This is a genomic window from Streptomyces sp. NPDC102402 (genome assembly GCF_044765765.1).
In the GTDB taxonomy this organism is placed as follows: Bacteria; Actinomycetota; Actinomycetes; order Streptomycetales; family Streptomycetaceae; genus Streptomyces.
This window is the reverse complement of record NZ_JBIWKR010000005.1, coordinates 146,431-159,646: the sequence shown is the minus strand read 5'-3', so window position 1 is coordinate 159,646 and position 13,216 is coordinate 146,431. Positions and strand designations below refer to the sequence as shown.

The window sequence follows — 13,216 nt, the reverse complement described above, 5'->3', positions numbered from 1 at the left end:
GGCGGCGCAGCTGCGACGAGGGGAGCGTCACGTGGTGGGTGGGATCACTCTGGTGAAGGACGGGCCGGGAGGCACGGAGTACGGGCCCCCCGGTGCCTGGCCGCTGTCCGGCGCCGAAGCGGAGCCCGGCCCGCCGGCACCGCCGGCCGCCGGCGGACCGCCCGCACCGCCCGACGACATCAGCCCCCGCAGGGTTCGGCTGGTCTTTCTCGGCCTGATGCTCACCCTGCTGCTCGCGGCGCTCGACCAGATGATCGTGGCCACCGCGCTCCCGAAGATCGTCGGTGAGCTGCACGGCCTGGACAAGATGTCCTGGGCGGTCACCGCCTACCTCCTCGCCTCCACGATCGGCCTGCCGATCTACGGGAAGCTCGGCGACCTCTTCGGCCGCAAGGGCGTCTTCCAGTTCGCGATCGTCGTCTTCGTCATCGGCTCCGCCCTCGCCGGCTGGTCGCGGACCATGGACGAACTCATCGCCTTCCGGGCCGTCCAGGGCATCGGCGGCGGCGGACTCATGATCGGCGTACAGGCGATCATCGCGGACATCGTCCCGTCCAGGGAGCGGGGCCGCTACATGGGCCTCATCGGGGCGGTCTTCGGCCTCGCCTCCGTCGCGGGGCCCCTCCTCGGCGGCTTCTTCACCGACCACGCCTCCTGGCGCTGGTGCTTCTACATCAACGTGCCGTTCGGCATCGTCACCCTCGCCGTCATCGCGCTCGTACTGAAGCTGCCCAAACCGGCCGTCCGTCCCCGCCTCGACGTGCTGGGAGCCCTCCTGCTCGCCGCCGCGTCGACCTGCCTGGTCCTCCTCACCAGCTGGGGCGGTACGGAGTACGCGTGGGGCTCGCGAACCATTCTCGGGCTCGCCGCCGGTGCCGCCGGAACGACCCTGCTCTTCCTCGTCGTCGAGCACCGGGCCGCCGAACCGATCATCCCGCTGCGGCTGTTCCGCGACTCGGTCTTCAACGTCACCTCGCTGGTGGGCGCGGTCGTCGGGGTCGCGCTCTTCGGGGCCGCCAGCTACCTGCCGACCTATCTCCAGATGGTCGAGGGCGTGTCCGCCACCGAGTCGGGGCTCCTGATGCTGCCCATGATGGGAGGCATCGTCGTCGCCTCCGTCGTCTCCGGACAGCTCGTCTCGCGCACCGGCCGCTACCGCGTCTACCCGGTCGTCGGCGGGGCAGTGTCGGTCGTCGGCATGTGGCTGCTCTCCCGCCTGGACACCGGTACCTCCGCGCTGGAGTACGGCATCTGGCAGGCCGTACTGGGCGTGGGGATCGGTCTGGTCATGTCCATCCTGGTGCTGGCCGTCCAGAACTCCGTACGTCCCTCCGACCTCGGCACCGCCACCAGCGCCCACAACTACTTCCGGCAGATCGGCGGCAGCGTCGGCGCCGCGATCTTCGGCACGCTGTTCGCGGGACGGCTCGCCGACGCGCTCGGTGTGCGGCTCCCCTCCGGCGCCGACCTGCCCGACGCGGAGTCGATCACCCCGCAGCTGGTCCACGCCATGGAGCCCGCGCTGCGCGACGCCTACATCCAGGCGTACGCCGACGCGATGCCGCGGATCTTCCTCTACCTCGTGCCGGTGCTCCTGCTCGGCCTGTTCCTCGCCTTCTTCCTCAAGGAGAAACCCCTGGTGTCCCACCCCATCTCCTCCACGGCCGCCGACCAGTCCGCAAGCCCGTCCGCGAGCCCGTCCACGATCCCGGCGGCGCGCCCCGACGCCGGCCCCCCGCAGGCCGGCTCCCTCTCCGGAGTCCCCGTGTGCGGACGCGTCCAGCACCCCGACGGCACGAAGGTGGGAAGGGCCGCGCTCACCCTCATCGACGTCCAGGGGCGGCAGGTCGGGCGCGGTGCGAGCGGCGACGACGGGCGGTACGCGCTGAGCGCGCCCGCAGCCGGTGCCTATGTGCTGATCGCCGCGGCGGGCGGGCACCAGCCGCAGGCCGTCAGTGTCACGGTCGGCGAACGGCCCGTGGAGCTCGACGTGGTCCTGGGCGGCGCGGGACGGCTGGCGGGAGCGGTCCTCACGCCCGACGGCGCCCCCGTCCGCGACGCGGCGGTCACCCTCACCGACGTACGGGGCGAAGTCGTCGCGACGACCCGGACCGGGCGCGAAGGGGCTTACGTCATCAGCGAGTTGGTCGCCGGGGAGTACACCCTGGCCGCCAGCGCGCCGGCCTACCGGCCCGCCGCCCTCCCGGTCAGTGTGCAGGCCGCCCGGGAGACCAGGCAGGACATCGAGCTGGCCGGCGGAGCCGTGCTGCGCGGCATCGTCCGCGCCCCCGGCGGGCGGGCCGTCGAGGACGCCAGGGTCACGCTCCTGGACGCGGCGGGCAACGTGGTCGACACCCTGACCACCGGCTCCGACGGGGCCTTCCGGTTCGTGGACCTCTCCACCGGTGAGTACACCGTCATCGCCGCCGGGTACCCGCCGGTCGCCACCGTTCTCCAGCTCCCCGGAGGGGGCAGGACCGAACGCGACCTCCAGCTGGGACACGAGGACTGAGAGCCGGTCGGGCGGCGGGTGTGCGCGGGGCGCCGCACACCCGCCGCTCAGGGCAGCAGACGGGGCCTTCGCCGCGCCGCGACGTCCTCGACCCAGCCCACGCACACCACGGCGACCGCGATCAGCACCCAGGCGACACCGAACTGCCACCACGGGCTGTCCAGCGGCAGATACCGCTCCAGCGCCCGTACGTTCCACATCTGGTCGATCAGCGGCACCGAGGCCATCAGTGCCACCTCGTGCCAGAGGTACACCGTGACCGCGCGCGCGTTGAACACCGTGACGGTCCGGTCGGCCACCGGATGGCGTGCGAGCCGGTCGAAGCGCGGCCGGAAGCGCAGCAGGAGCAGCACGAACCCCGCCGACCACAGCGCCTGGGCCGGCGGGATGTCGTCCAGGTCGAACGAGCCGTCCACCGGGTGCCCGGACGCCCACCACGCACCGGTGGCCATCAGTGGCACCGCGAGGGCCACCGCTCCCGATCCGCGCAGCCGGCCGAGCACGCCGTCGCGGTGTGCGAACCCCAGCAGCCAGCAGAACAGGAACACCGAGGCGTCGCCGAGCGCACTCCCCAGCCGTCCGTCCGGCACACCGGACACCGCCTCCAGCACCACGACGGGGGCGAGCGACAGGACGAGCACGGGGAGGGGTGCGAGCCGGAAGGCACGCAGCAGCAGAGGCGAGAGCAGGACGAACCACAGGTAGGCGCGCAGGTACCAGAGCACCGCCCATGCCTGCTCGCCCCACGCGTCGCCCGGCGGATCGCCGACCGGCAGCACCCAGAGCAGGACGTCGGGCCCCGGCACCCAGCCGTGCAGGAGCATCGCCACCCCGAGCGCGAGGCCGAACAGCCACACGGGGATCAGGAGCCTCCGCAGCCTGCCGCGGACCACACCGGCGGCCGGGCGTTCCAGCGAGCGGGCCATGAGAGAGCCGGCGAGCGCGAACATCACGCCCATCGAAGGGAAGACGTATCCCAGCCAGGGCCACTCGAAGGTGTGGTAGGCGACCACGCGGACGAGCGCCACGGCCCGCAGCACGTCGAAGGACCGGTCGCGGCCGGTGCCGGCGGCCGCGGCCGCCGGCGACGCGAGTGCCGTCCTGCGGTGCGCCCCCGCCTGTCCGGCACCGACTGGGTGCGGGCGGTGCCGCCGGGGAAGCTCAGGAGGGGCCCGCCCTCCAGTACGTCGTCGGGCACCGTGTCCGCCGGGGCGTCGGAGCGCACCCGCTGGTCGTCGCCGACCTCGGCGCGCAGATAGCCGTCCAGCAGCATCGTGCAGACGAGCCCCAGCAACAGCAGCAGGGCCATGATCACGCGGGGCCGTGGGACGGCCTGGCGCCTTACGCGGCCGATCCTGCCGGGCGTGGCGTGCCGGCGGCGCGAAGCGGCCATCAGTTCGCCCCGCCCGAAGCCGAAGCCGAAGCCGAAGCCGAAGCCGAAGCCGAAGCCGAAGCCGAAGCCGACGCCGAAGCCGAAGCCGACGCTGAGCCCGAGCCCGAGCCCGAGCCCGAGCCCGAGCCCGAGCCCGAGCCCGAGCCCGAGGCCGAACCCGAAGCCGAAGCCGAGGCATGGTCGGACGGTGCTGCCCGCCCCGGTGCCGGCGCGCCGCCCGGGGTCACGGTGTCACCCGGCGGCAGGCCGTAGCCGGGCCGCGTCCCGCCGCCGGGGCCTGCCTCCGCCGCCGGGCCGCCGTCGAAGGGGAGGAGCTGGGAGGGAGTCAGGGAGATGCCGCCCATGAAGGCGAGCGCCAGCACGGCCGCGTAGCCGACGCAGACGGTGCCCAGCAGCACGCCCGCGCGGCGCAGGAGCCTGGCCCGGCGTCCGGAGCTGTCGACGAAGACAGGCCCCTCCTGCGGCTGCGCCGCCGCGCGTCGGCGTCCGGCCGCGCGGGCCGGGCCGGCGTGTGCCCGGCGTCGGCCGCGCTGCGCCGGGTCCTTCTCGATGACGGTGTCGGATTGCATGTGCGCATGGTGGCGAAGGCGGTTGTGCGAAGTCTGGAGCTTTCCTGGCCGCGCGCTGTGAAACGGGCTCGAACCTGTCGGGGTGCTGAGAGGGCGCCGCGCGGGGGTGGCCGGCGTCGTGGTCCTCGACCCCTTCCCCGCAAGGGAATTGCCCGACAGGGAGGGCGCTTCCCATGAGTCTCCTGTGTCCTCGCGCAGCGCCTCGGTGTGAGAGGTTCATGGTGTCCCGGCAGCACCGGCCGCCGTTGTGGACGACCTCTTCGAGAGCAGGTGCAGATACGTCATGCAAAGGCGCACACGAGTTCCCTCGGTCGCCGCCGGGCTGATCGCGCTCGGCCTCGCGTGCTCGGCCTGCGCGACGGGCGGCGTCGCCGACCAGGCGAAGGGATCGGCGCCGCCCCCACCGGCGGCGGAGACCGCGTACACCCCGTACGTGAGCGCCACGACGGCCGCGGGCGCGGACGGTGCGGGCTCCCCGGACACGTACAACCTGGCGTTCGTCACCACCGCCGGATCGCGGTGCACCCCCCTCTGGGGCGGCACCGCCGCGGCCGGGAGCGGCGCGGTCGCGTCCCGGGCCGAGGCGCTCACCGGGGCCGGGGCGGACCTCCGGGTCTCCTTCGGCGGAGCCGCGGGAACGGAGGCCGCGCTGGCCTGCGACAGTGCGGAGGAGCTGGCCGACGCCTACGCCGAGGTCCTGGACGCGGTCGGGGCCACCAAGGCCGACTTCGACATCGAGGGCGACGCACTCGCCGACACCGCGTCCGTCACCCGCCGCAACGAGGCCCTCGCCCTGCTCCAGGAGAAGCGCGACCTCGACGTCACCTACACGCTGCCCGTCATGCCGACGGGTCTCGAGGACACCGGGCTCGCCGTCATCGAGGACGCCGTGGACCAGGGCGTCGACGTCTCGGCGGTCAACATCATGGCGATGAACTACAGCACGTCCCACACCGGCGACATGGGCGACTACGCGGAGCAGGCGGCCGCCGCGTCCCACGACCAGCTCGTGGACGCGCTCGGCCTGTCGCAGGACGCGGCGTGGAAGGCGCTGCACATCACCGTGATGATCGGGGTCAACGATGTCGCGGGGGAGACCTTCACCCTCGACGACGCCGTGTCCCTGCGGGCGTTCGCCGCACGCCGGGGGGTCGGCGCGCTCTCGCTGTGGGCGTCCTTCCGCGACCAGGAGTGCGGCGCGGACGAGGACACCACGGCGGCCTCCGACTCCTGCAGCGGCGTCGACCAGGACACGGGCGCGTTCGCGGAGGCGCTGAGCGGGTGAGAGCGGCCGTGCGGCCTCGCGGAAGCGCTGAGCGGTGAGAGCGGCCGTGCGGCCGGCCGCGGTCAGCGCAGCGGGGCCTCCCGGACCAGCGTCATCAGCGCCTTGGCCCCCGGGCTCATGGCCCGGGCGGGAGGGAGTACGACGACGCTCTCGTAGACCGGCCGCCGCGTCCCGCCGAGCTCCACGGCCACCAGGCCGCGCGCTTCCGGCTTGCGGGAGAAGTGGTGCGGCACCACCGCGATGCCGAGGCCCTCGTGCACCAGCTCCAGCAGGCTGTGCACGTCGTTGACCTCCAGCGCCACGGTACGGCGTGCCCCCGCCCCGGCGAACGCCTCGTCCGCGGCACGCCTGGGCCCCCAGTCCGGGTGGAAGTCGATGAACGACTCTCCGGACAGTTCGCTCCACTCCGCGACCGCGCCCTCCTCGGCGAGCCGGTGCCCGGCGGCGCACAGGACGACCATGGGCTCCCGCGCCAGCGGCACGAGCTCGCCACGCCACTCCGGCGGGCTGACGGTCGCGGCGAACGCGAGGTCGAGCCGGCCTCCGGCCACCCCTTCCAGCAGGCTGGACGTGCCCTCCTGCCGGAGCCTGATCTCCATGTGCGGGTGCTCCCGGTGGAAGGCCGCGAGCAGCCGGGCCGTGCTGACCCCGGCCACGCACTGCTCCACCCCCAGCGTCAGTGTGCCGCGCAGCAGCCCCCGCACCGCGTCGACGGCGTCCCGCGCCGCCCTGGCCCCCGCCAGCGTGCGCTCCGCCTCCACCAGCAGGGCGGCGCCCGCCTCGGTCAGCCGGACCGTGCGCGTCGTACGGCTGAACAGCGGCGTCATCAGCTCGTGCTCCAGCGCCCGCACGGAGGCCGACAGCCCGGACTGGGAGACGGCCAGACGTTCGGCCGCCCTGGTGAAGTGCTGCTCCTCCGCGACGGCGACGAAGTGCTCCAGCTGGCGCAATTCCATGATTGAGCAACCTAGCCGATGAATCCCAGTGGAATCTCCTGTTGGACCGCTGGATCCTTCTCCGTCAGTCTTGGGATCGCGCACCAGACCTGGCGCGCTACGCCGTGTCCCGTGGAGTGCCCGCATGTACCTTCCGTCCGCCGACCGCTACTCCGCCATGCCCTACCGGCGCACCGGGCGCAGCGGTCTGCTGCTGCCCGCGCTGTCGCTCGGGCTCTGGCACAACTTCGGGGGTGACCGGACCCCCGAGAGCCAGGGCGAGATCCTGCGCAGGGCCTTCGACCTCGGCATCACCCACTTCGACCTCGCCAACAACTACGGTCCGCCGCCCGGCTCAGCCGAGACCGCCATGGGCCGCGCCCTGAAGACGGACTTCGCCGGACTCCGGGACGAGATGGTCGTCTCGACCAAGGCCGGCTACCACATGTGGGAGGGCCCTTACGGGGAGTGGGGCTCCGCCAAGAACCTGCGCTCCTCGCTGGACCAGAGCCTGACCCGGCTCGGCCTCGACTACGTCGACATCTTCTACTCGCACCGCTTCGACCCCGACACCCCGCTCGAGGAGACCATGGGTGCCCTCCATGCGGCGGTGCGCCAGGGCAAGGCGCTCTACGTGGGCGTCTCCAACTACTCCGCCGAGCAGACCCGCGAGGCCGCCCGCATCCTGGACGAGCTGGGCACCCCCCTCCTCATCCACCAGCCGCGCTACTCCATGCTGGACCGCTGGGTCGAGGACGGGCTGCTGGACACCCTGGACGAGCTGGGCACCGGCTCCATCGCGTACTCCCCGCTGGAGCAGGGGATCCTCTCGGACCGCTATCTCCACGGCATCCCGGAGGGATCGCGCGCGGCGGGGAGCAGCCCCTTCCTCTCCGCCGAGGCCGTCACCCCGGACCTCGTGGACCGCCTCGGCGCGCTGAACGATCTGGCGCGGGAGCGCGGACAGTCCCTCGCCCAGATGGCGCTCGCCTGGGTGCTGCGCGGCGGCCGGGTCACCTCCGCCGTCGTCGGCGCCAGCAGCGTCGCGCAGCTCGAGAACAGCGTCGAGGCCGTCCGGGGACTGGAGTTCGGCGACGACGAGCTGGCCCGGATCGAAGAGCTCGTCAAGGGGACCGCCCGCCCCTGAACCCGTGTCGTCCGCCGCCCGGCACCCGGGCGGCGAACGGCTTCACCGGACTGGACCAGTGACAGATCACGACGGCTCTGGTCCCACGCTGTCCCGGCGCGTACCGTGATCCGGCACGAAGATCCTCTTCCCGGCGACGGGTGTGGGGAGCGACCGACCAGGGACAGGACCGCGCACCGTGAAGATCCTCGTCAGCGCCGACATGGAAGGCGCCACCGGAGTCACCTGGCCGGCCGACGTGCTGCCCGGTACCCCGCAGTGGGAGCGGTGCCGCTCCTTGTTCACCTCCGACGTGAACGCGGCGGCGCTCGGCTTCTACGACGGGGGCGCCGACGAGGTGCTGGTCAACGAGGCGCACTGGAGCATGCGCAACCTGCTGCTGGAGCAGCTCGACGAGCGGGTCCAGATGCTCACCGGCAAGCACAAGTCCCTCTCCATGGTCGAGGGGATCCAGCACGGCGACGTCGACGGCGTGGCGTTCGTCGGCTATCACACGGGCGCCGGCACGGAGGGCGTGCTCGCCCACACCTACCTCGCCAACTCCATCACCGGGGTCTGGCTGAACGGCGTCCGAGCCAGCGAGGGCCTGCTCAACGCCCATGTCGCGGCCGAGTACGGCGTGCCGGTCGTCCTGGTCACCGGAGACGACCTGACCTGCGTGGACGCCGCGGGCTACGCCCCGGAAGCACGCACGGTCGCGGTCAAGGACCACGTCTCGCGGTACGCCGCCGTGTGCCGTACCCCGGCCCGGACCGCCGCCGACATCAGGGCGGCGGCCGCCGGGGCGACCGCGCTCGCCGTCCGCCGCGCACCCGTGACGAGCGGGTCGTACACGGTGGAGCTGGAGTTCGACGCCGAGCATCTGGCGGGCGCCGCGACCGTGGTTCCCGGCGTGGCGCCGAGCGGTGAGCGGCGCGTCGCCTACACCAGCGGGACGATGTACGAAGGTATTCGCACGTTCAAGGCGGTGACGACGATCGTGTCGGCCGCCGTGGAGGAACAGTATGGCTGAGGCGGGCAACCCCACCGGACCCGTGGACGAGCGGGCGCTCGAGGAGTCGGTGACGTACACCTCCGAGCTGATCCGGATCGACACGACCAACCGCGGCGACGGCAGCTGCCGCGAGCGCCCGGCCGCCGAGTACGTCGCCGAGCGCCTCGCGGAGGCGGGCCTGGAGCCCGCGCTCCTGGAGCGCACCCCGGGACGGACGAACGTCGTCGCGCGGATCGAGGGCACCGACCCGTCCGCCGACGCCCTCCTCGTGCACGGTCACCTCGACGTGGTGCCCGCCATGGCCGACGACTGGACCGTGCACCCGTTCTCCGGCGAGGTGCGCGACGGCGTCGTGTGGGGACGCGGGGCCATCGACATGAAGAACATGGACGCGATGATCCTCGCCGTCGTCCGGGCCTGGGCGCGCGCGGGCCTCCGTCCGCGTCGCGACATCGTCATCGCCTACACGGCCGACGAGGAGGCGAGCGCGCACGACGGCGCGGGCTTCCTCGCCGACCGGCACCCGGAGCTCTTCGAAGGCTGCACCGAGGGCATCAGCGAGTCCGGCGCCTTCACCTTCCACGCCGGACCCGGCATGTCGCTCTACCCCGTCGCGGCGGGGGAGCGCGGGACGGGGTGGCTGAAGCTCACCGCCGAGGGCAAGGCCGGCCACGGCTCCAAGGTCAACCGGGCCAACGCCGTCACCAGGCTCGCCGCCGCCGTAGCCCGGATCGGCGAGCACGAGTGGCCGGTACGGCTGACGCCGACCGTACGGGCGGCCCTCACCGAGATCGCCGCGCTCCACCACATCCGTGTCGACCCCGACGCCCCCGGGTTCGACGTGGACGAGATCCTCGGCAAGCTCGGCCCGGCCGCGGCGCTGATCGAGCCGACCATACGCAACAGCACCAACCCGACGCTGCTGGAGGCCGGTTACAAGGTCAACGTGATCCCCGGCCATGCCTCCGCCCAGATCGACGGGCGGATGGTACCCGGCGGCGAGGACGAGTTCCGCGAGACGCTGGACCGGCTGACCGGCCCCGGGGTCACCTGGGAGTTCCAGCACCGCGAGGTCGCCCTCGAAGCCCCGGTCGACTCGTCGACGTTCCGGAAGATGCGCACGGCCATCGAGCTGTTCGACCCCGAGGCGCACGTCGTCCCCTACTGCATGTCCGGCGGCACCGACGCCAAGCAGTTCTCCCGCCTCGGCATCACCGGCTACGGCTACTCCCCGCTCAAGCTGCCTGCCGGCTTCGACTACCAGGCCCTGTTCCACGGAGTCGACGAGCGGGTGCCCGTCGAGGCCCTGCACTTCGGCGTCCGGGTCCTGGACCACTTCCTGCGCAACGCCTGACGACCGGCACACCGGATGAACCGCACCGCCTGACCGAAGAGGGGGAACCGACCATGGTGTCCACAGCGGCGTACGGCACGTGGCCGTCACCGATCGACGCGGAGCTGACCGCCGCGCACGACGGCCGGCCGGAGTTCGTCGGAACCGTCGGCGACGAGGTGTGGTGGACGGAACCGCGCCCCGCCGAAGGAGGCAGGCGCGCCCTCGTGCGCCGTACGGCCGACGGCAGCACCCGGTCGGTGCTCCCCGAGCCGTGGAACCCGCGCAGCCGCGTCATCGAGTACGGCGGAGTGCCGTGGTCGGGCGCCGCGCGCGGCGAGGGCGGGCCGCTGGTCGTCTTCGTCCACTTCCCCGACCAGCGGCTCTACGCCTACGCGCCGGACGGGCCCGACGAGCCGTGGCCGCTCACGCCGGTCTCCGGCATCGGCGGCGGGCTGCGCTGGGTGGACCCGCAGCTGCATCTCTCCCGAGGCGAGGTGTGGTGCGTCCTGGAGGAGTTCACGGGGGAGTCCCCCACCGATGTGCGACGGTTGATCGCCGCGGTGCCGCTGGACGGATCGGCGGCAGGCGACCGCGGCGCCGTACGCGAACTCAGCGACGACAGCGACCGGTTCGTCACCGGGCCCAAGCTGTCGCACGACGGCCGCCGGGTCGCCTGGATCGCGTGGGACCACCCGCGGATGCCCTGGGACGGCACCGTCGTGAAGACGGCCGACGTCACCGCGGAGGGCGCGTTCACCGGGGTCAGGCCCCTGGTCGGCGGCACCGACGAGTCCGTCGTCCAGGTGGAGTGGGACCGGGACGGCTCCCTGGTCTTCGTGTCGGACGTCGGCGGCTGGTGGGAACTCCAGCGGCTCAGGCCCGACGCCGTCGCCGACGCGGCCGTACCCGGCAGCCGCCTCTGCGGCGTGCGGAACGAGGAGTTCGGCGGGCCCCTGTGGAAGATCGGCCTGCGCTGGTTCCAGCTCCTGGACAACGGGCTGATCGCGGTGATCCACGGCCGGGGCACCACCTCACTGGGCCTGCTCGACCCGGAGACCGGCGAGCTCGTCGACGCCGTGGGGCCCTGGACCGCGTGGGCCGAGACGCTGGCCGTGCAGGACACCAGGGTCGTCGGCATCGCCGCGAGCCCTCACACGTCGTACGAGGTCGTGGAGCTGGACACCGCCACGGGCCACACCCGGACCGTCGGTGTGCCCCACCGGGACGCGGTCGGTCCCGGCTACTTCCCCGAGCCCGTGGTCCGTACCTTCAGCGGGCCCGGCGGGCGTGAGATCCACGCCCATGTGTACCCGCCGCGCCACCCCGACCACGCCGGCCCCGAGGGTGAGCTGCCGCCCTACGTGATCTGGGCGCACGGCGGTCCCACCGGCCGCAGCCCGCTCGTCCTCGACCTGGAGATCGCCTACTTCACGTCGCGCGGGATCGGTGTCGCCGAGGTGAACTACGGAGGCTCGACCGGCTACGGCCGCGCCTACCGCGAACGGCTCCGCGGACAGTGGGGCGTGGTCGACGTGGAGGACTGCGCGGCCGTCGCCCTCGGGCTGGCGGAGGAGGGCACCGCCGACCGCGGCCGTCTGGCGATCCGCGGCGGGAGCGCCGGAGGGTGGACCGCCGCCGCCTCCCTCGTGCAGACGGACGTGTACGCCTGCGGGGCCATCAGCTACCCGATCCTCGACCTGGAGGGCTGGGCCACCGGCGAGACGCACGACTTCGAGTCGCAGTACCTGGAATCGCTCGTCGGCCCGTACGCCGAGGTGCCCGAGCGGTACAGGGAGCGCTCGCCCGTCCACCACACGGACGGCCTCACCGCGCCGTTCGTGCTGCTCCAGGGGCTCGACGACCCGATCTGTCCGCCCGTCCAGTGCGAGCGCTTCCTCGCGGCGGTCGAGGGACGGGGGATCCCGCACGCCTATATCTCCTTCGAGGGGGAGGGCCACGGCTTCCGCCGCGCGGGCACCGTGAAGCGGGCCCTGGAGGCGGAACTCTCCCTCTACGCGCAGACGTTCGGCATCGACCGTACCGACGTACCCCGGCTGGAGCTGAGGAAGTGACTCTGGAGCCCCTCGCCCGCCCGGCCAGGCTGAGGCCGGGTGCCCGGGTCGCGGTCGTCGCCCCCAGCGGCCCCGTGCCCGCCGAACGGATGGAGCGCGGCCTCGACCTGTTGCGGGGCTGGGACCTCGACCCCGTCGCCGCCCCCCACGCCCTCGACACGCACCCGGAACTCGACCACCTCGCCGGTACGGACGAGGACCGTGCGCGGGACCTCCAGGAGGCGTGGTGCGACCCGTCCGTGGACGCCGTGCTCTGCGCCCGGGGAGGATACGGCGCCCACCGCATGGTCGACCTCCTGGACTGGGCGGCGATGCGCGCGGCCGGGCCCAAGGTGTTCGTCGGCTACAGCGACATCACCGTGCTGCACGAGGCGTTCGCCCTGCGGGCCGGCTTCTCGACCCTGCACGGACCGATGATCGGGACCGAGGTGTTCCTGAAGGACGCCGCCACCCAGCAGGCACTTCGGACCACCTTGTTCGAGCCCGAGTCGGTGCGGACCCTGGGGCTGGACGCGGCGGCCGCGCTGGTCCCCGGCACGGCTCGGGGGATCACCTTCGGCGGCTGCGCCAGCCTGCTGGCCGCCGACGCCGGCACTCCGGGTGCCCGGACCTCCGCCCGGGGCGGACTCCTGGTGCTCGAGGACACCGGGGAGGAGCCGTACCGGCTGGACGGCATCCTCACCCGGCTCCTGCGCATCGGCGCCCTCGACGGGATAACCGGGGTGGTGTGCGGTTCCTGGGAGGCATGCGGACCCTACGGCGGGGTGCGGTCCGTGCTCGCCGACCGGCTCGGCGGTCTCGGCATCCCTGTCGTCGAGGAACTGGGCTTCGGCCACGGCCCCACGGCGCTGACCGTCCCGCTCGGCGTGCCGGCGGTGCTGGACGCGCCGGCCGGCGGCGGCCGGTGCACACTCACCGCCCAGGTACCCGCGCTGGTCTGAGGACCTGTCGGCCGGCGGGTGCGGGGCGGGCC

At 73.2% G+C, this 13,216-nt stretch carries 10 protein-coding genes and 1 pseudogene; 7 read left to right on the top strand and 4 right to left on the bottom strand.

Going from position 1 to position 13,216, the window contains the following annotated elements:
• Positions 1–31 precede the first annotated feature (31 nt).
• The gene (locus ACIRJR_RS17325; RefSeq protein ID WP_403780760.1) at positions 32–2,512 is read left to right on the top strand and encodes an MFS transporter; all 2,481 of its coding nucleotides are present in this window, start codon (positions 32–34) and stop codon (positions 2,510–2,512) included.
• A 47-nt stretch (positions 2,513–2,559) separates the two neighbouring features.
• Here the strand turns inward: ACIRJR_RS17325 and ACIRJR_RS17320 are convergent, their stop codons facing one another.
• From ACIRJR_RS17320 to ACIRJR_RS17310, 3 genes and pseudogenes are all read right to left on the bottom strand, one after another.
• A complete protein-coding gene (locus ACIRJR_RS17320) occupies positions 2,560–3,540 on the bottom strand; it encodes an acyltransferase (protein WP_403780757.1) in 981 nt (326 codons plus the stop codon).
• A gap of 89 nt (positions 3,541–3,629) precedes the next feature.
• Positions 3,630–3,905: pseudogene (locus ACIRJR_RS17315) on the bottom strand (bi-functional transferase/deacetylase); the annotation flags it as partial.
• The gene (locus ACIRJR_RS17310; RefSeq protein ID WP_403780754.1) at positions 3,905–4,474 is read right to left on the bottom strand and encodes a hypothetical protein; all 570 of its coding nucleotides are present in this window, start codon (positions 4,472–4,474) and stop codon (positions 3,905–3,907) included. The gene ACIRJR_RS17310 and the pseudogene ACIRJR_RS17315, both read right to left, overlap by 1 nt.
• A gap of 283 nt (positions 4,475–4,757) precedes the next feature.
• On the opposite strand from ACIRJR_RS17310, the gene ACIRJR_RS17305 reads away from it, so the two are divergent.
• Positions 4,758–5,759 (top strand): chitinase, encoded by a 1,002-nt coding sequence (locus tag ACIRJR_RS17305; protein WP_403780751.1) that lies wholly within the window; start codon positions 4,758–4,760, stop codon positions 5,757–5,759.
• Positions 5,760–5,821: 62 nt separating this feature from the next.
• Here ACIRJR_RS17305 and ACIRJR_RS17300 read toward each other — a convergent pair whose 3' ends face one another.
• Positions 5,822–6,715 (bottom strand): LysR family transcriptional regulator, encoded by an 894-nt coding sequence (locus ACIRJR_RS17300; RefSeq protein WP_403780748.1) that lies wholly within the window; start codon positions 6,713–6,715, stop codon positions 5,822–5,824.
• A gap of 124 nt (positions 6,716–6,839) precedes the next feature.
• On the opposite strand from ACIRJR_RS17300, the gene ACIRJR_RS17295 reads away from it, so the two are divergent.
• The 5 genes from ACIRJR_RS17295 to ACIRJR_RS17275 all read left to right on the top strand — a co-directional run bounded on the left by ACIRJR_RS17295 (position 6,840) and on the right by ACIRJR_RS17275 (position 13,184).
• Positions 6,840–7,841 (top strand): aldo/keto reductase, encoded by a 1,002-nt coding sequence (locus ACIRJR_RS17295; RefSeq protein ID WP_403780745.1) that lies wholly within the window; start codon positions 6,840–6,842, stop codon positions 7,839–7,841.
• A 178-nt stretch (positions 7,842–8,019) separates the two neighbouring features.
• Positions 8,020–8,853, top strand: coding sequence for a M55 family metallopeptidase (locus ACIRJR_RS17290; RefSeq protein WP_403780742.1), 834 nt, complete (start codon positions 8,020–8,022; stop codon positions 8,851–8,853).
• Positions 8,846–10,189, top strand: a complete 1,344-nt coding sequence (locus ACIRJR_RS17285) for a M20/M25/M40 family metallo-hydrolase (protein ID WP_403780739.1) — start codon at positions 8,846–8,848, stop codon at positions 10,187–10,189. The genes ACIRJR_RS17290 and ACIRJR_RS17285 overlap by 8 nt, the downstream gene beginning before the upstream one ends.
• 53 nt (positions 10,190–10,242) lie before the next feature.
• Complete coding sequence (locus ACIRJR_RS17280; protein WP_403780736.1) at positions 10,243–12,243, top strand: S9 family peptidase; 2,001 nt, start codon at positions 10,243–10,245, stop codon at positions 12,241–12,243.
• On the top strand, positions 12,240–13,184 hold the full coding sequence (locus ACIRJR_RS17275; protein WP_403780733.1) for an LD-carboxypeptidase: 945 nt from the start codon (positions 12,240–12,242) through the stop codon (positions 13,182–13,184). The genes ACIRJR_RS17280 and ACIRJR_RS17275 overlap by 4 nt, the downstream gene beginning before the upstream one ends.
• Positions 13,185–13,216: the final 32 nt, after the last annotated feature.